The 16,849-nt window shown below is 69.1% G+C and carries 19 protein-coding genes; 6 read left to right on the top strand and 13 right to left on the bottom strand.

The annotated features are described in order from the left end of the window. Positions 1-252: 252 nt before the first annotated feature. From RIN18_RS14705 to RIN18_RS14695, 3 genes are all read right to left on the bottom strand, one after another. Positions 253-1,005 (bottom strand): MBL fold metallo-hydrolase, encoded by a 753-nt coding sequence (locus RIN18_RS14705; RefSeq protein WP_309104732.1) that lies wholly within the window; start codon positions 1,003-1,005, stop codon positions 253-255. 74 nt (positions 1,006-1,079) lie between these two features. Beyond that, a complete protein-coding gene (locus RIN18_RS14700; protein WP_309104731.1) occupies positions 1,080-1,598 on the bottom strand; it encodes a DUF2243 domain-containing protein in 519 nt (172 codons plus the stop codon). Next, positions 1,579-2,418, bottom strand: a complete 840-nt coding sequence (locus tag RIN18_RS14695) for a cytochrome c oxidase assembly protein (protein WP_309104730.1) — start codon at positions 2,416-2,418, stop codon at positions 1,579-1,581. Before RIN18_RS14695 ends, RIN18_RS14700 begins: the two co-directional genes overlap by 20 nt. Positions 2,419-2,553: 135 nt before the next feature. Between RIN18_RS14695 and RIN18_RS14690 the strand changes: the two genes are divergently transcribed. Beyond that, positions 2,554-3,228 (top strand): hypothetical protein, encoded by a 675-nt coding sequence (locus RIN18_RS14690; protein ID WP_309104729.1) that lies wholly within the window; start codon positions 2,554-2,556, stop codon positions 3,226-3,228. Between the two features lie 59 nt (positions 3,229-3,287). On the opposite strand, the gene RIN18_RS14685 is transcribed toward RIN18_RS14690, so the two are convergent. From RIN18_RS14685 to RIN18_RS14665, 5 genes are all read right to left on the bottom strand, one after another. Further along, complete coding sequence (locus RIN18_RS14685) at positions 3,288-5,033, bottom strand: AarF/UbiB family protein (protein WP_309104735.1); 1,746 nt, start codon at positions 5,031-5,033, stop codon at positions 3,288-3,290. Between the two features lie 113 nt (positions 5,034-5,146). Then, positions 5,147-5,743 (bottom strand): PadR family transcriptional regulator, encoded by a 597-nt coding sequence (locus RIN18_RS14680; protein ID WP_309104728.1) that lies wholly within the window; start codon positions 5,741-5,743, stop codon positions 5,147-5,149. Between the two features lie 81 nt (positions 5,744-5,824). Then, positions 5,825-6,142 (bottom strand): metalloregulator ArsR/SmtB family transcription factor, encoded by a 318-nt coding sequence (locus RIN18_RS14675; protein ID WP_309104727.1) that lies wholly within the window; start codon positions 6,140-6,142, stop codon positions 5,825-5,827. Beyond that, complete coding sequence (locus tag RIN18_RS14670) at positions 6,139-6,612, bottom strand: SRPBCC domain-containing protein (protein WP_309104726.1); 474 nt, start codon at positions 6,610-6,612, stop codon at positions 6,139-6,141. The genes RIN18_RS14675 and RIN18_RS14670 overlap by 4 nt, the downstream gene beginning before the upstream one ends. A gap of 101 nt (positions 6,613-6,713) precedes the next feature. Beyond that, the gene (locus tag RIN18_RS14665) at positions 6,714-7,706 is read right to left on the bottom strand and encodes a hypothetical protein (protein WP_309104725.1); all 993 of its coding nucleotides are present in this window, start codon (positions 7,704-7,706) and stop codon (positions 6,714-6,716) included. A gap of 226 nt (positions 7,707-7,932) precedes the next feature. Between RIN18_RS14665 and RIN18_RS14660 the strand changes: the two genes are divergently transcribed. Both RIN18_RS14660 and RIN18_RS14655 read left to right on the top strand, forming a co-directional pair. After that, the gene (locus RIN18_RS14660; protein ID WP_309104724.1) at positions 7,933-8,433 is read left to right on the top strand and encodes a DUF2975 domain-containing protein; all 501 of its coding nucleotides are present in this window, start codon (positions 7,933-7,935) and stop codon (positions 8,431-8,433) included. A 1-nt stretch (position 8,434) separates the two neighbouring features. Then, positions 8,435-8,647, top strand: a complete 213-nt coding sequence (locus tag RIN18_RS14655; RefSeq protein ID WP_309104723.1) for a helix-turn-helix transcriptional regulator — start codon at positions 8,435-8,437, stop codon at positions 8,645-8,647. 48 nt (positions 8,648-8,695) lie between these two features. On the opposite strand, the gene RIN18_RS14650 is transcribed toward RIN18_RS14655, so the two are convergent. Continuing rightward, the gene (locus RIN18_RS14650; RefSeq protein ID WP_309104722.1) at positions 8,696-9,691 is read right to left on the bottom strand and encodes a LacI family DNA-binding transcriptional regulator; all 996 of its coding nucleotides are present in this window, start codon (positions 9,689-9,691) and stop codon (positions 8,696-8,698) included. Positions 9,692-9,722: 31 nt separating this feature from the next. On the opposite strand from RIN18_RS14650, the gene RIN18_RS14645 reads away from it, so the two are divergent. Further along, positions 9,723-10,886: an MFS transporter gene (locus tag RIN18_RS14645; protein WP_309104721.1), complete on the top strand. Its 1,164-nt coding sequence runs from the start codon at positions 9,723-9,725 to the stop codon at positions 10,884-10,886. 79 nt (positions 10,887-10,965) lie between these two features. Then, complete coding sequence (locus RIN18_RS14640) at positions 10,966-11,658, top strand: hypothetical protein (RefSeq protein ID WP_309104720.1); 693 nt, start codon at positions 10,966-10,968, stop codon at positions 11,656-11,658. On the opposite strand, the gene RIN18_RS14635 is transcribed toward RIN18_RS14640, so the two are convergent. Then, positions 11,651-12,901, bottom strand: coding sequence for an MFS transporter (locus RIN18_RS14635; RefSeq protein WP_309104719.1), 1,251 nt, complete (start codon positions 12,899-12,901; stop codon positions 11,651-11,653). The two genes, RIN18_RS14640 and RIN18_RS14635, sit on opposite strands and share 8 nt — an antisense overlap. 242 nt (positions 12,902-13,143) lie before the next feature. Between RIN18_RS14635 and RIN18_RS14630 the strand changes: the two genes are divergently transcribed. Further along, a complete protein-coding gene (locus RIN18_RS14630) occupies positions 13,144-14,088 on the top strand; it encodes an NADP-dependent oxidoreductase (RefSeq protein ID WP_309104718.1) in 945 nt (314 codons plus the stop codon). 112 nt (positions 14,089-14,200) lie between these two features. Here the strand turns inward: RIN18_RS14630 and RIN18_RS14625 are convergent, their stop codons facing one another. The 3 genes from RIN18_RS14625 to RIN18_RS14615 form a co-directional block, all read right to left on the bottom strand. Continuing rightward, entirely contained in the window at positions 14,201-15,544 is a 1,344-nt protein-coding gene (locus RIN18_RS14625; protein WP_309104717.1) for a DUF222 domain-containing protein, read from the bottom strand. Positions 15,545-15,707: 163 nt separating this feature from the next. Next, positions 15,708-16,073, bottom strand: coding sequence for a cupin domain-containing protein (locus tag RIN18_RS14620; protein ID WP_309104716.1), 366 nt, complete (start codon positions 16,071-16,073; stop codon positions 15,708-15,710). Between the two features lie 78 nt (positions 16,074-16,151). After that, positions 16,152-16,805 carry a phenylalanine--tRNA ligase beta subunit-related protein gene (locus tag RIN18_RS14615; protein WP_309104715.1) on the bottom strand — a complete coding sequence of 218 codons (654 nt, stop codon included), beginning with the start codon at positions 16,803-16,805 and terminating at the stop codon, positions 16,152-16,154. Positions 16,806-16,849: the final 44 nt, after the last annotated feature.

Genomic DNA, 16,849 nt, shown 5'->3' with positions numbered 1-16,849 from the left:
GTCGCACGACACCGTTGTCGCGTTCTCATTGTCGGTGCGGGTACCCGCTCCGCAGCTGGTGAGGGCGACGATGCCCACCGCTGCGAGCGCGAGAACCGGCAGTGCGCGTTGCTTCATGTGTGCCATGACCCGATGGTATACGTATGCAGTCGGCTTAGGGAAGCCTATGTTCCCGGAATTTTTCAGCACTGAATACGTATACGGACCGGCGCGGATTCACCGGCCGAACTCACGGGACCGCGCCGCGCCAGCTCAGCTCTTCCCCGCCCGGCGCGCCGCCGCGACCGCCGCGCGGATGCCGTCCTCCCAGGGCTCTCCGTGCCCCGGCAGCACGACGCGTGCGTCACTCGCCTCGAACGCACCGATCGAGCGGAGTGCCTCTTCGCTGTCGGCCGTCGCGGCGTTCGCGACGATACGAGGACCTCTCGCACCCGTGTACGGATCGAGCGTGACGATCGCGTCGCCCGACATGAGCACCCCGTGATCGGCGAAGTAGTAGCCGCAGTGTCCGGCGGTGTGCCCCGGCGTCCACAGCGCGAGCGGGCGCCCCGGCACGTCGATGACCTCGCCGTCGCGGACCCGAGGCTGTGCCTGTACGCCCTTCACCATCAGCGCCCCGTTCTTCGTCATCCGTGCGATGATCGGCACCGCCCGAGGGCGGAAGAGATACGGCAGTCGAGACGATTCGTGAGCGTAGCGATACGGGTGGCGGGCGAGCGCCTCGTCGCCCGCGTGCACCAGGATCGGAGTGCGCCTCAGCTGGAATTGCCGGGCCATGCCGACGTGATCGAAGTGCCCGTGGGTCAGCACGAGGGCGTCGATGTCGGTGGCTCTCGCGCCCAGGTGAAGCAGCAGCTCCTCGAGCGCTCGGGTGGTCCCGGGGAGCCCTGCGTCGATGAGGGTCATCCCGTCGGACGTCACCACGAGGTAGCAGTTCACATCTGCGACATCGAGGCGATAGATGTTCGGGGCGACCAGGCTCCAGCCGTGGTTGGGAGTGCTCATGGCTGCCAGCCTGCGCCGTCCGTTCCGCGGATGCAGGAGCCTTGCATCCGGACCGTGGCGGTGATAGCCGCGATTCAGCGCGAACGGGGCGTCGCGGACGTGCGGTCGATTCCGCGGGCCCGCCGCGAACTCACGACCGTCAGGACACATCCGATCGTCAGCAGAACGAGCCCCGAGATGATCCACGCGATGTCGTACGGCAGCAGGTCCACGCCGTAGCGGATCTGGTGGACACCCAGCACCTTGTGGTCGATCACGCCGTCCCAGAGCTGGAACACGCCGAGCCCCACGAAGTACCCGCTCCACGCGACGGCGGCTGAGAACACACCACGCCGTCGGGCGTCGAGCATGAGGAAGAAGCCCGCCGCGAAGGCGAACAGTTCCGCGGCGTGCAGCAGCCCGTCGGAGAGGAGGGCGATCTCGGTCGTCGACCGATCGTAGAAGTGGTGCCAGGCGAGGATCTGGTGGAACACGATCTCGTCGATGGCGGCCATGGAGGCCGCACCCAGCAGGAACGCTGCCCAGAACGCGCGGTTCCGCAGCACCGGGCCGGTCCTGCGCCCAGAATCGGGCTCATCGGTGTGCGCGGACATGATCGTCGATTCCTTTCGGTTCACTGCGCCGCTTCAGCGCCGACGGCAAGCGCCGCCCCGAGCGTCGATACCACTCGGCGCACAGCAGCACCATGAGCGTGAGGTCGACCAGATCGCCTCCGTAGAACATCAGCTGAGCCCCGACCTCGCCGTCGCCGCGGCTCACCCCGGGCGGCGGGTCGGCGTAGATGAGTCTGGCCAGCACGCCGTGGGCGGCGAGGGCGAGCACGAGGACGATCGCCCGCACGGTGAGCGATGCGCGGTGCGGGTTCGGGTCGACGCCGACGATCGACACCGTGAACAGGAAGCCCAGGATGAGGACGTGAAGCATCGCCACGAGGTGGAAGAAGGGCACCTGGGCGAGTTCCCACAGCGGCGTGAAGTACAGCACCCAGGCGCTGGCGAGGTTCAGCGCCGCGGCGATCAACGGTGCAGTGAGCAGACGTGACGGGGCGCTCCGCAGGATGCGGCTCAGCCGACGCGCGGGATCGACATCGAGTGTTCGGAAGGCGAGCGTGAGGGGAGCTGCGAGGACGAACAGCAGCGGAGCCACCATGCCGACCAGCAGATGAGCCGCCATGTGCCCGGCGAAGCCGCTGAACGCGGGCGAGACGAGGGGGCCGAGCATACCGATCAGGGCGGCAGCGCATCCCAGCATCCAGCACCAGGTCCGAGCCGTCGACCACTTGCGCCCGCGGCGTCGCTGGATCGCGACGCCGGCGGCGTAACAGATGATCGCGACGGCGAAGGGGACGGCGACGATCCAGAGGATGCCGTCTGCGCCGCCGGACGAATGGGCGTGCACATGTGCCGATGTCACCTCTGCTCCTTCGGTTCGCGATCCGACGGATGCCGCCGTTCCGCCGAAGTTAGGTCGCGCGTCGACCCGCCGTCAATCCCCTATCTTCGGCGGCCACCGATTCGGCATCCTCCTCCCATGTCGGAGACTGGACGCATGGATTCCGCCCCCATCGCACTCGCCCCTGACGCCGATCATCGTGATGCCGAGCGCGCCTATCTCGCGGCGGGCTGGACGCCGTGCGGCGCCGGCGACTGGGCGATCGCACTGCGCGCTCCCGACGGCACCGCCGCCGTGAGGATCAGTCCCTTCGATCCGACCGGACCGTACACCGCTGCGCTCTACCGCGAGGCCGCCTTCACCCGCCAGGTCCCCGTGCTGTACGCGCACCGACGCCTCGCCGGCGGCGGCGACCTGCAGGTGATGGAGTGGCTCGACGCCGTGGACGAGGCGGATGCCGTGGCATTCCACCGCTCCATCGCCGAGCGTGCGCACGCCGTCGAGGAGCTCGTCGACATCATCCGTCGCATCCATGACCGCGCGCAGGCGGAGCTCCCCTGGTGCGGACCCCTCGACGACAATCCCTCGAACGTCATGCGCGGTGGGGATGGCCGCCTGGTCGTCACCGACCTCTTCTATGCCGACGGCCCTGCACTGTATGAGACGGCGGCGAAGGAGCCGGACGTGGTGGCCGACCGCATACCCGAGTCCGAACGCCGGTTCATGACCGAGATCCCCCTCGCGACCTCGGGTCCGTGGGATGCGGCGTCGCGGGCCGAGGTGCGGGCGGGGCTCGCCGCGGCCGACGCGCGCCGCCTCTCCCGCACGTGAGCCGTCGGGTCGGCGGCTGCCCGCGACGCGGATCCGATCCGCTCGGCGGGTCCTCGCCGCTAGCGGGGTCCTCGCCGCCCGACCCCTGCGAACAGCGAATGCAGCAGCGGCAACGCCGAGACGCAGATCAGCGTGATGCCCAGCGGCGGCAGCGGCGCCACGAGCAGCGCGCCGCCGATGAGCATCGCCGCGAACAGCACACCCGAGGCGATGCGGCGGGCGATCCCCTCGAGCCGGTCGAGGCGACGCTCGAGCCGCGAGGTGTCGAACGTCACCGATCCGTCTTCGATCCGCGTGATGACGTCGTCGATGCGCTGCGGCAGTCGCATGGTGGTCGCGGCCGTCCCCATCGCCTGATTCGCGAAAGCCTGCAGGAGATTGCCGCTCTCGTCGCGCAGCAGCCGAGCGGCGTACGGCTCGGCGGCGTCCCACACGTTGAAAGCGGGGTCGAGGCCGCTGCACATGCCCGAGGTCAGCGAGACGGCGCGGATGAGGAGAAGCATGTTCTCGGGCAGCTGCAGGGGCAGTGATCGCACCATGTCGCCGAACTCCTCGGCGAAGTCGCGGAACTCCCTCGGGTCGACTTTGCTCAGCTCGGCGAATCCCATGCCGCCGAAGCGGGCGAAGAGGGCGGTGAGAGCGCGCTCGAGCTCGGCGGTGTCGGCCGACGGCAGCAGGACCCCGATCTCCTGCGCTGCGGCCACGAGCCCTCGGCTGTCACGGCCGGCGACCGCGATGAGGAGTGTCCGCAGACCGTCGCGGAGGTTGTCCGGCACCTCGGCCATCATCCCGAAATCGATGAAGGTGAGCCGGAAGTTCCGCTGCGGTGCGCCCGGCTCGTCGCCTTCCCATCCGGCCGAGGGACGAGGGGTGACGAAGATGTTCCCCGGATGCGGGTCGGCGTGCACGAAGCTGTGGGTGAAGACCTGATCGAACATCACCTCGGCGAACACGTCGGCGACCTCGGAGGGGTCGATCCCGGCGGCACGGAGCGCGCCGGTGTCGTTGATCTTGATCGCGGTGACATCCGACAGGGTGAGAACCCGGCGAGTCGATCGCTCCCAGACGATCTCGGGGGTGTCGACGCGAGGGTCGTCGGCGAAGTTCTCGCGGAACCGCTCGGCGCTCGCGGCTTCGTGCAGGTAGTCGATCTCCTCGAAGCTCGTCGCAGCGAACTCCTCGACGAGGGCTGGCGCATCGACGCGGTCGGCGACGATGCGCACCCTCGTCAGCCACTGGGCGACACGGCGGAGAGCCGCCAGGTCGACCGCGACGATCTCGTCGATGCCGGGTCGCTGCACCTTCACCACGACGTGTTCGAGTCCGGTGTCGGCCGCGTCGAGTGCGGAGAGACGGGCGCGGTGCGCCTGCCCGAGGGATGCCGCCGCCACCGGCGTCTCGTCGAACCACGAATACGCCCGCTCGAGCGGGATGCCGAGTTCGGCCTCGGCGAGCTGCTTGATCGCCGGGAAGGGGACGGCGGGCACCTCGTCCTGGAGGCCTTCGAGTTCGGCGGTGATCTCGGGCGGCAACACGTCGAGTCGCGATGACATGAACTGCCCGACCTTGATCATGAGCCCGCCGAGGCTCACGGCGAGCGTGTGGAAACGGCGGGCGAACCGCTGCATCCGCCTGGCGCGCGTGCGCTCCGAGACCGAGGTGAGCCCGAAGCGCGGCAGCACGAGCTCATACCACCAGATCTTGATGAACTCACGGGCGGCGAACGACAGGATGCGACGGTAGCGCGCGCGGTGCACGGGCTTCTGCGGCGCGACCCGCGGAGCCGGACGGCTCACGAGCGCCATTCCGGGAATCGGACGGCTTTCGGGCGCGCCGGTCGCGGCATCCGTCATCGCGCCACCCTCTCGCCGCTCCTCATCGACGACCGGCTCGGAAGCCGGCCGAAGCACCCCACTCGTCAGTCCTGGGCGAGGATCGAGTACAGCTTACGGCGGGCCTCGTCGAGCACCTCGACGGCCTGCTGCACCTGCTCGGGGCTGCCGCTGCGACCGACCTGGGCTGCCGCGGCGGCGAGGTCGACGCCGGCCTTGGGCAGCGCGCTGAAGCGAGCGTCGCGATGGCCGTCCTTGCCGGCGGTCGACTCCCAGGGAGCGGGAGTCTCTCCCGACTCGGCGGCGACAGCCCGGCCCGCCTCGGTCAGCGAGTAGGTCTTGCGGCCGTTCTGCTCCTGCGCCTCGATGAGGCCTTCGTCGGCGAGAAGCTGCAGGGTGGGGTAGACCGAGCCCGCGCTCGGCTTCCACGTTCCGCCGCTGCGCTCGGCGATCTCATTGATGATCTGGTAGCCGTGCATGGGCTTCTCGGCGAGCAGCGAGAGCACGGCGGAGCGCACGTCACCGCGCGCCATGCGCGAGCCGCCTCCGGGGCGCGGCTCGAAGGTCTTGCGCAGCTGATCCATGGCGTCGAAGATCGCGGATGCCGGGCCGCCGGCTCCGGTGCCGAAGCCGCCGAATCCCGATTCACCGAACGGGTTCGAAGAGAACGAGTTGTTGTTCATGATGACCTCCCAGAGTGTCGAACGATAGTCAACGATATATCGTTAACCTGGAGAATCGCTCTCAATTCCAAGGGGCACGCCTCAGAGGCCTTCCGCGATCTCCTTGATCGCAGCGAGGCGGAGATCCCAGTCCCGGCCGATGGCGTCGAGTCGTTTCGCGGTCGCGCTGAGTTCAGCCCCGACCACGCGAAAGCGCACCTCTCGCCCGACCCGGATGGGCTCCACGAGCCCGACCTGCTGCAGCATGGCGAGGTGCTTGGCGATGGCCTGGCGGGTGACCGGCAGGCGCCCGGCGAGGGCGGATGCCGAGGCATCCCCCTCGCCGAGCGCCGTGAGGATGCTCCACCGGGTCTCGTCTCCGAGAGCGGCGAACATCGGAACCAGTGTCCCTGTGCTCATGCGTCACCCTCGAGCAGGGCGACGAGCTTGTCGAGCTCGATCTCCCAGCCGGTGCGGTGGCTCTCGAGGTTGGCGGCGGGGTCGGATGTACGGTCGAAGCCAGTCTCGACGACCGTCAACTGCGTACCGTCGGCGAGTTCGTCGAGCGTGAACGTGAAGACGGTCGATGTGGCCTCGTCGACGATCTCAGGCCGCTCGGACGCGGCGTCGCCGTTGCCCCAGCGGTACGAGATCAGGCGCATCTCTTCCCGCGCTTCGACTCGCAGCGGCACCGACCCGTCGTTCGGGAAAGTCATCATGCCGGTCGCGCCGACGCCGGTTCCCTCGAGCACCGTGTGGCCGAACCAGCGGGAGATGTGCTCGGGTTCGGTCACGGCCTGCCACACCTTGTCGATCGGTGCCGCGATGCGAATCGTGCGGCGCACGGAGAAGGTCTCCTCGTCGACGACGGATCCCTCGTTCTCGGTCATGCTCACCATGATGCTCCCTTCGAGCCATTGGGGTGTCTGTTTCGTCGATCATCGATCGATCGCAATCCAAGAGTTGCACGATTGGCGTATTACTGCAACCCTTAGGTTGCGGTATTGATTTCTCGTACATCATCCGCAGCGGGCCCGTCCGCCGCACCCGCGGCCGGGCCCGCGCCTGCCTGCACCGCAGCCTCTGGTGCTTGTGGCGAAGCGACCGCGCGCACCACCACCCCGACGACTCCGATGACCGCCGCGACGAGCACCGGCATCCCACCCTCGGCCAGCACCAGTGGGAAGAGCTGTGCACTCGCCCCGGCCATCTCGACGATGTCGCCCTGCAGCACGCGCATTCCCAGCCCGTACTGGGCGGCGACGAAGAGAGCGGGCAGCAGCCAGAGCGCGAGCAGGCCCGCCGCCCACACGCCGAGGCGTCGCAGCGGCTGCACGCCGCACCATGCGAGCGCCAGCCCGACGATCACCGCCGGCAGCCAGCGCACCAGCTCGACGAGCAGCGGCGGCTGGGTGATCGGACCCGTCACGGCGTTGACGCCGTAGCTCACCCACGAGACGAGGGGCACGGCCGCGAGCGCGACACCGAGGGCGACCGGCCCGACGGATGCTCTCGAGGTGAGTCGCAGACCGACCTGCGCGAGAAGAGCCGCGATCACCGTGCCGCCCAGCATCCCGCCGAAGTACAACGCGGCACGCGCGCCGCCGGAACCGAGGCCGAGCCCGAGCGCGAGCACGCCGAACGTCTGCATGATCGCGATGGCGTGCACGAGGGCGACGCCGGCGGCAGCGGGCCAGACGGCAACGGGTACACGCCGATTCGCCCAGCGAATGCCGAGCCCCGCCAGCACGCCGCCGATCAGCAGCAGGGCGAGCAGTGATGTCGCGTAGTACTGGCTGACCGGCAGCAGCGCGAACGGCATGTCCTCCGGCAGCGTCTGCGTCGCCCAGAGGTTCTGCAGCGGCAGGCGGCCGCCACCGATCAGACCGGGGATGAGGCCGAGAAGTGCGGCGACCACGCCGATCGTGAGGCTGAGGAGAGGTCGCCCGTCGCGGCGGGCGGCGGTGGGTCCGGCGGAAGTCATAGCGGACAGGTTCTCACACGAATGCCCACCCGGCCGGCGTCGGCTCTGGCGATTCGACGTGCGCAAAGTGCTGCATTTCGGCCGATATCGAGCGGTTCGCGCACTTTGAAACTGGGCGGCCCCCGCTCAGGCGTCGATCAACGATCGGGCAGGCCGAGACAGGCGGTGTGAAACCTCAAGGCCTTCACAAATCGAACGATTAACGATAGATTCCTACTGTCTCTCGATGAAAGGAATCGCGATGGGAAAGTCGACGATCGTCATACTTCAGGTGGTGATCGCTCTCGCCCTCGCCGGATCACTGGTGGTGCAGACGGTCATCGTGCCGCTGGTCTGGATCGATCTCGAGGGCGAGGTGCTGTGGGGGCGCGTCGCGCTCGTCACGATCGCGGTGCTCGGCGTGATGACCATGCAGCTCTTCGCCGTCTGCGTGTGGATGCTGCTGACCAAGGTGCGCCGCGGATCGATCTTCTCGGCGTCGTCGTTCCGGTGGGTGAATCTGATCATCGGCGCGTTCGCGGCCGCCGCGGTGCTCGCGTTCGCGCTCGCTGTGCTTCTCGCGCCCGGCTCGATCGCCCCCGGGATCGTGGCGCTCGTGTGCGGGGCGGCCCTCGTACTCGGTGGCATCGCGCTGCTGGTCGTAGTGATGAAGGCGCTCCTTCGCCAGGCGATCGACCGCGAGCACGAAGCGCAGACGCTGCGCTCGGAGCTCGACGAGGTGGTCTGAGATGCCGGTCATCGTCGACATCGACGTCATGCTCGCTCGCAGGAAGATGGCTGTCGGCGAGCTCGCCGAGCGCATCGGAATCACTCCGACCAATCTGGCCGTGCTGAAGAACGGACGCGCCAAGGCTGTGCGCTTCACGACGCTCGACGCACTGTGCGAGGCCCTGGACTGTCAGCCCGGTGACCTGCTGCGGTGGGTGCCCGACGAGGCATAGCCGCCGTATGCGGAGCCCCGATCCGCAAGCTTCTTAACCCCGGGCACGTCAGCGCCGCACCAGCGACCAGGCGGGCCGCTCGTCCGGAACGCCGAGGCCGGCGGCGATGGTCGCGCAGGCCGCGCCCTGGTCGTACAACGACTGACGGATGCTGGAGAAGCCGAGGGCCTGAGCGGTCTCACTGTCGTCCCAGCCACTGATCCGCACCGAGGCGCCGAGCGCGTCCCGCGCCCCGGCGGCGAGCTGGTCGCTCATCGCGATGACGACATCGGGCTTGCCCTGCTCGAGGGCCAGTTCCAGCATCCGGCGCCCCTCCTCGCGGGTGTTGCGGGACGCGACGGCCACGGGCACCGCATCCCACGCTCTCCTCTCCTGCTCGACCGCGTCGCGGTAGCCGGCGAGACGGACGGCGGTGACCGGAAAGCGGACGTCGGGGCTGGGCCCGCGCACGACACCGGTCCACCGTTCGCGGTCGAACGGGTGCGAGAGGATCAGCGGCGATGCGGCATCCGCCAGCATGTGCTGGGCGATCGCGCGAGCCGCCTCGCGGTCGGCGGCGGCGACGGCATAGATGCCGGGGGCCGCAGGCCCGCCCTGGATCGCCGCCGGCCGACCGGTCGCCGCGACGGCATCCAGTACCGGATCCGACTGCTCGGTGGTCCACAGGACGAACCCGTCGACGGCGGCCTCACGGATGCGCTCGACGTCGTCGGCATCGCCGGTGCTCGGGATGAGGACGAGACCGAGCCGGTTGTCGACGCAGACGCGAGAGACCCCCGCGAGGAACCGGGCGGCCTGCGGATCTTCGAACGCGTACCCGAGGTGCTCGCCGAGCACGACCCCGAGGTTGCGGGTCGAGCCGCTGCGCAGTGATCGGGCCACGGGATCGGGCCCGGTGTATCCGAGCCGTTCGGCTGCCGCCAGCACGCGGTCCCTCGTGGCGGGCGCGACGCGGCCAGGGCGCGTGTACGTGTAGCTCACCGTCATGGGTGCGACACCGGCTTCCGCCGCGACATCGCGCATCGTCACCCGTCTGGTGTTCACGGGATCAGTCTAGCTGTGTATCGTTACACACATGCGCTTCCCGTTCGGTCCGTACTTCGCCTTCGCCGCCTTCGGCATCTTCTGGGGCACGTGGGGTGCCGCCTTGCCTGCCCTCCGCGACGCGGCGGCACTGACCGACGCGCAGCTGGGCGGTGCCCTTCTCTGCGTGGGAGCCGGGGCACTTCCCGCGATGCTCTTCACGGGCCGGGCCGTCGACCGCTTCGGTGTGCGCATCACCGGCGTGTTCCTCGTCGCCCTGGCGGCCTCCGGCATTTTGCTCGCCTGGCAGGCGCGGGACGTGTTCTCGGTCGTCATCGGGATGCTGCTCGTCGGCGCGACGTCGGGCGCGTCGGATGTCGCAGCCAACGCGCTCGCGGCCCTCGGCGAGGCACGGTCGAGGCGCCGGGTGATCACGCTCGGTCACGCCGTGTTCTCGTCGTTCGTGGTCGTGTCGAGCCTGGGGGTCGGGGCGCTCCGCGCCGCCGGCCACAGCGCCCTCATCGTCTTCGCCGTGGCCGGGGTCCTCATCGCGGCCGCCGGCGTGGCCATCCTCGTTCGCAGCGACGGCCGCCCGGTCACCGCTACCCCGGTCTCGCCGATCGGGCTCGGCGACCTGCGCCTGGCATGGCCGTTCATCATCGTCGGGCTCGTCGGCGCGCTCGGGTTCGCCGCCGAGAACGCGCACCAGAGCTGGGGCGCGATCTTCCTCGAGGACGAACTGCTCGCCGGGGTCGGTATCGCCTCCCTCGCTCCCGCCACCTTCGCCGCTGCCGCCGCGCTCGCGCGGTTCGCAGCCGGTGCGTCGAACCGCATCCCCGACCGGGCACTGCTCATCGGTGGCGCTGCGGTCGCGTCGGCGGGCACCCTCGTGGTCGCCGTCGCTCCCAGCATCCTCGTCGCGCTCGCGGGCCTCGCGCTCTCGGCGATCGGGACGTCCGTGCTCTTTCCCACTCTTCTGAGCACGTCGCTCCGAGGCGTGCCTGACGACCGTCGCGGCAGGGCGACGTCGACGATCGGCACCACGGCGTACCTCGGCTTCGTGTTCGGGCCGGTCTACGTCGGTGCGCTCGCGGGATGGGTGGGGCTACGCGGCGCGATGGTCGGCGTCGCGCTGCTCACGGCGGTGTTCGCCGTGGTCGCGCCGCTGATCGGTCGGCTCGTGGCACGCAGCAGGAGTGCATCGATCGCGCGTTGATGCCGCCGCCGTGCCATGCGGCTCCGGCTCGCGTCAAGGGCTGGGCGCCTCTCGCACGTCCGCTCTACGGTGAAGCGGCATGGACAGTCTCATCTTCCTCGGCTTCGCCGTCGCGTATCTGGCCCTGCTCGTCTGGGGGCTCGCGCTGCTCGTCCGGCGGAAACGGCTCATCCCCTCCGACCTCGCCCTGCTCGTGGTGCTCGGTCTCGTCTACGACAACTCCGTCATCGGGCTCGGTGGGACCATCGGTGAGAGCGGCACGCTCGAGGGACTGAACGCGGCGCGGTATTGGTTGCACGCGTTTCTGACGCCCCTGCTGGTGCTGGTCGCGTGGCACGTGGTGATCCGCACCGGAGTGCGGTGGGCGCGGACGGTGTGGGCCGCCGCGATCGCCCTCGGGGCGACGGCCGCGCTCATGGTCTACGAGATGATCGTCGGCGCCCTGCCGATGCGGCTCTCGGCCGACTGGGAGTACGGAGCGCTCAGCTACGGCAACGACGACGCCCCCGCCGGGCCGCCGATTATGGTGCTCATCGTGGCGTTGGCGCTACTGCTGGCCGGCATCCTCATCTGGGTGCGTGAGAAGTGGCCCTGGCTGGCGATCGTGACGATCCTGATGGTCGCGGGCAGTGCGGTGAGCCTGCCGATCCCGAGCGCGGCGATCACGAACGCGTTCGAGCTGATCCTCCTGATCGGCATCATGGCGACGATCGCCTTTCAGGACCGGGATGCCGGCAATCGACGGGCCGGACGCGAGCGGTCTCTCAGCTGATCACCTGTTCCGGCAGATCGTCGACATCGCGGTAGCCGCGGATCGCCAGGTAGAGCACGACAGGGGCGATGAGGCCGACAGCGCCCGCCACGAGAAGAGTGAGCCGGGTGCCCATGAGTTCTCCGAGGATGCCGCCGACGAGTGCACCGAGCGGGAACAGCGCCATGATCGCGAACTGCATGGTCGCATTCACCCTGGCGAGGATCGCGTCGGGGGCGACCCTCTGGCGCAGGCTGACGTTGCTGATCGAGTACACGATCTGACCGATCTCGCCGGCCGCCATCCCGACGACGGCGATCGCCAGCCCCAAGCCGGGGGTCGCGAATGCGACCATGAGGGTGAACGGGCTGGTCACGGCGAGCGACACCCACACGATCCGGGCCGATCCGACTGCTCGGGCGGCTCGAGGCGTGGTAGCAGCTCCCAGCATGACCGTGACGGATGCTGCGGCGAGGACGAGTCCGACGACCCAGGCGGGCTGCCCGAGATCGCGCGACAGGAAGACGATGGTCACGGCCGACGAGATCGCGAACGAGAAGTTGCTGGTGGCACTCGCGATCGCGGTGGCGCGCAGCACCCGGTGGTGAATGACGAACCGCAGTCCCTCGGCGACGCGCGACCAGAGGGTGCCGGAGTCGGCGGATGGGTCCCGCGGCTCCTCGCGTACCCGGATTCCGGCGAGGGTCAGTGCCGAGACGGCGAAGGTCACCGCCTGCGCGGCGACGACGTTGGCCGCTCCGATCAATGAGACGAGGATGCCCCCGAGCCCCGGTCCCGCCACCTGTCCGCCGGCGCGGAGGAACTCCATCGCGGAGTTGCCGGCGAGGACGTTGTCTCGCCCGACCACGGTCGGGATGTAGCTGCGGTAGCCGACGTCGAAGAACACGCGCGCGAACCCGACGAGGAAGGCGACGATGAGCAGCTGGGCCATCGTGAGCCAGCCCAGCCACGCGGCGACCGGAATGCTCGCGAGGAACAGCGCGCGTGCGATATCGCTCGCGATCAGCACGGGACGGCGTCTCATGCGGTCGAGCCACGCCCCCGCGGGAAGGCCGATCACGGCGAAGGGGATCGTGGATGCCGCACCGAGCAGGCCGACCTCGAGCGGAGAGGCGTCGAGCGTGGTGACAGCCAGGAGCGGGATCGCGACGCCGCTGATCTGGGCTCCGAGTTGGCTGGTCGTCTGGCCGGCGAGGAGGAGGCGGAAGTCCCGGGAGCGACGGAGCGGGGTGCGGGCGGACATGTCGTGCCTTTCGTGGAAGGTGAAACCCCTTCCCGAAAGCGTCGAATCGTCGCTGGGGGGGTCCAATGCTACGGACCCCTCGCGACGAGGTCAAGCGCGCCCACGTAGCAGTGGAAGCTCTTCCGATACCGACGGGGGAATGTGCCGAGCGACGTGCGGAAGCGGTCGCGAGCGTGAAGGCGGTCCGAGAATCCCGCTTGCTGCGCCTCCTCGCACGGCGCGCGAGGCGCAAGATGGGTACCATGACAGGTCGCACCATGCAGGTACTCACCCAGGATGTCCTCGGCGGACCGGAGGTCCTTCATCTGGCGGAGCAGCCACGGCCGACGCCAGGGCCCGGTGAGGTTCTCGTCCGAGTCCGCGCGAGCGGACTGAACCCCACGGACTGGGGGCATCGGCGGATCTCGGGTTTCCTCGGCGAGGGTCCGAAGGTACTCGGCTGGGATGTGTCGGGGCTCGTCGAGGAGGTCGGCATCGGCGTCACGATCCACCGCCCGGGTGACGAGGTGTTCGGGATGCTGCCGTACCCCCATGGACATGGCGCCGCCGCGGAGTTCGTCCTGTCGCCGGCGCGGCATCTGGTTCCGAGGCCCCCGAACGTCGATCACGAGACGGCAGCCGCGGTGCCGCTCGCGGCGCTCACGGCATGGCAGGCACTCGTCGATGTCGCCGACGTGCAGGAGGGGCAGCGGGTGCTCATCCATGCGGCGGCCGGCGGTGTCGGCCATCTCGCCGTGCAGATCGCCAAGGCCAAGGGTGCGTACGTGCTCGGCACGGCGAGTTCGAAGAACCACGAACTGGTGCTGTCGCTGGGGGCGGATGAGGTGATCGACTACACCCGGGAGGACTTCGCGGAGGTCGCGCGCGACATCGATGTCGTGCTGGACACGAGGGGTGGCGACTATGTGTCGCGGTCGCTGCGCACGCTCCGGCCCGGCGGCGTCGTCGTATCGCTCGCACTGGGCAGAACCAGTGACCACTCCGCCGAGGCCGCGGCCGTCGGGGCTCGTCACGAGATGATGCTCGTCGAGGGCGACCAGGCCGGGATGCAGGGGGTGGGCCGGATGCTGCAGGCCGGCACCATCCGCCCGGTGATCGCCGCGTCGTTCCCGTTGGCGGAGGCACGCCAGGCCCACGAACTCGGCGAGACCGGACACGTCGCAGGGAAGATCGTCCTGACCGTGTGAGCGGCGCCGCATCGGCGATCCGGTCGACCGCCTCCCCGCATCGGTACGCCCGATATGGAGCGCGCTCTTCCGTCGGGGCCATGCCACGATGCGAAGCGCGCTCCGCCCGGTGCTATGCCGCGATGTCGAAGCGCGCTCTGCCGCCGAGACGCGGCGTGCGTGCGGCATCCACGTAGGCGGGAGGGATGAACCAGACATGCGCGGCCGTTCCCGTACCGTCGACGCGTATCTCCCAGCCGTTGTCGTGGATGCGATGGTGACAGCTCTCGCAGAGCAGGACGCCGTTTGCCAGGTCGGTTCGTCCGTGATGTCGCTGCCACCATCGGATGTGATGCGCCTTGGTCATCTCGGGCGGGAGTCCGCACATCGCGCATCCTCCGTCGCGCTCGACCAGTGCGAGTCGTTGAGCTCGGGTGAACAGCCGTTTCTCGCGGCCCCAGTCGAGGATCTCGCTGTCGCCGCCGAGGACGCAAGGGATGACCCCGCCTCCGGCCGCCATCCGTCGAGCCGCCCCGACGTCGATCATCTGGTCGAGGCCGTCGATCTCGGCCGAGCCGGTGCCGGACTGCAGATCGTCGAGGGCCACGCGGACGATGACCGTCGCTCCGGCGAGTGGAAGCCTGTCGTTCTCACATCCGAGTACGTGAGCGCAGAAGACCGCGAGCGCATCAGCCTGGATCATCGGCACGCTGCGGCGATCAGCATCCGGAGCGTCCGCGTCGGGCGCATCCTTCCGCGCCGCGAACGCGGCCGTGACGTACCCCCGAATCGCCGTCACGACCGGCGCTGCCGTCTCTGCGTCGAGTTGCGCGTTGAGATGCACCATCCCGTCGCGCTCGAACATCGTCAGCGATCTCTTGCCGCGCTGCTCTTCGGCCCGCGGCTCGACACCGTCGGGGTCGAGCCAGGCCTCTGCACGCAGGACGAGACGGCGCACATCGTCGAGGTCGAGCCCCGCGGCCGTCTCGGTCAGCGCGCGCTCGCCCTCGGCGATCCGCTCTGCTCCGGCCGCGATGCGACACCGGTCGAGCAGCGCGATGATGAGCGCCGCAGCCTGGGCGCTGAGCGCGCCGGAGGCGAGCGCCTCACGCACGAGCGGATACTTCGCCGGCAGCCTGTCGCCGAGCAGGTCGGTACGCGGCGCCGTCGCCTCGCCGACCCTGACCAGTCGTGATGCATCGCCCGTCGACACGCCTGTGGTCGCGGCGATGAGCTTCGCCGGGGTGCGATACCCCTGCTGCTTGGCGAGACCGTCTGCGCCGAGCTCCGGGCGCGACTCACGCGAGATCACCGCCGCGACATCGACGTGCACGGCATCCAGCCGGCGCTGCAACAGCCCGATCGCGTTCGTGACCGCCATGAGCTGGTCTCTCGAGAGATCGTTCGAGTCGCCGGCGTCAGCCCACGCCGCGTCGAGGCGGGACATCGCCTCGTGCAACGCGGTCAACTTCGACATATCGACAGTCTACCGCAAGGAAGCCGCTTTGTCGAACATCCTTTCGAACTAGTCCCGTGACTTCCACAATTCCATGCCTCTGGCATCCATTCGATCCCGGAGGCAAATACGAACACATATACGAGAGATCGCCACCGCTGCCCGCGGCATCCGGTCGCCAGAACTATCCGAGCTCGCGCAACTCCGCCGTCATGACGCCGCCCGCATCGCCGGTGTTGACGGTGCCCTTCGGCTCGAACAGGATCGCGTGCACCTCGTCCGCCGCCTTCGGGCAGTGCTCGACACCCTTCGGAACGACGAACACGTCGTTCGGCCCGAGCACGACATCACGATCGCGCAGCTGGATCGTCAGCTCGCCGCGGACGACCATGAACAACTCATCGGTGTCGGGGTGCGTGTGCCAGACGAACTCGCCCTGCAGTTTCACCACCTTGACGTCGTAGTCGTTGATGCTGGTCAGCCGGTGCGGCTGCCAGTGCTCGGAGATCGCGGCCAGTGCCGCATCGACATTGCGTACGTCATCGCTCATGATCCGAGCCTACGATCGGGCGGGGCTCGCGGCGCAGTCCATCCGAGACGACTGGCATCACGAGCGGACGACAGAGGCTCAGTCGCCCGAAACGCTCCAGTGCGCGCTCAGCGCCTCCCGCAGCTCACCACGAAGCGTGGTGATGTCGTCCGCACCCGTTTCATGCATCGCCTCACTCACGATGAGCACCGATCTGGTCGCGGGTCGGATCGCCGACAGCGCGCTCTGGCGATTGGTCCAGCGGCGCGCGTGGGCATTGCCGGCATCGTCGGCGAAGATCACTTCACCGGGGGCGGGGTTCTCCTGCTCGCCGCCGAACGTGGCATATGTCTCGGAGCCGTCCGCGCGCCGCACCGTGAGGTCGCCGTCGACGTGCTCGAGATCGAACACCGCGATGGGCGTGGCATAGGCGATCGAGACAGCGTTGCAGAGGTCGACCAAGGGGTGGATCGAGGGCAGGGCGCCCTCCTTCTTGAACCGGCGCAGCAGTGCCTCCGACGCGCATCGGTACTGGGTGGGCTTGAGCCCCATCTGCGCGAACGCTCGTCGCCATGCGGCAATCTCGGGGAACTCGCTCTCCGACCGCTCCGCGAGCCTCGCCGCCGCCCGGTCGAAGAACGGCTGCGCTGTCGCTGCGACGTCGGCGTGATCGGTCACGTCCGTCAGCCGCAGTGTGGCGACGGACAACTGCGGGAAGTCGGCCATCAGCTGCGGGGAATGGGTGAAGCGCACGGATCAGCGATTCTCGAGGGCGAGGTGACCGCCTGAGAGGGTGG

Source organism: Microbacterium sp. (assembly GCF_031179285.1).
Lineage (GTDB): Bacteria > Actinomycetota > Actinomycetes > Actinomycetales > Microbacteriaceae > Microbacterium.
This window is presented reverse-complemented; position numbering and strand designations above follow the sequence as displayed.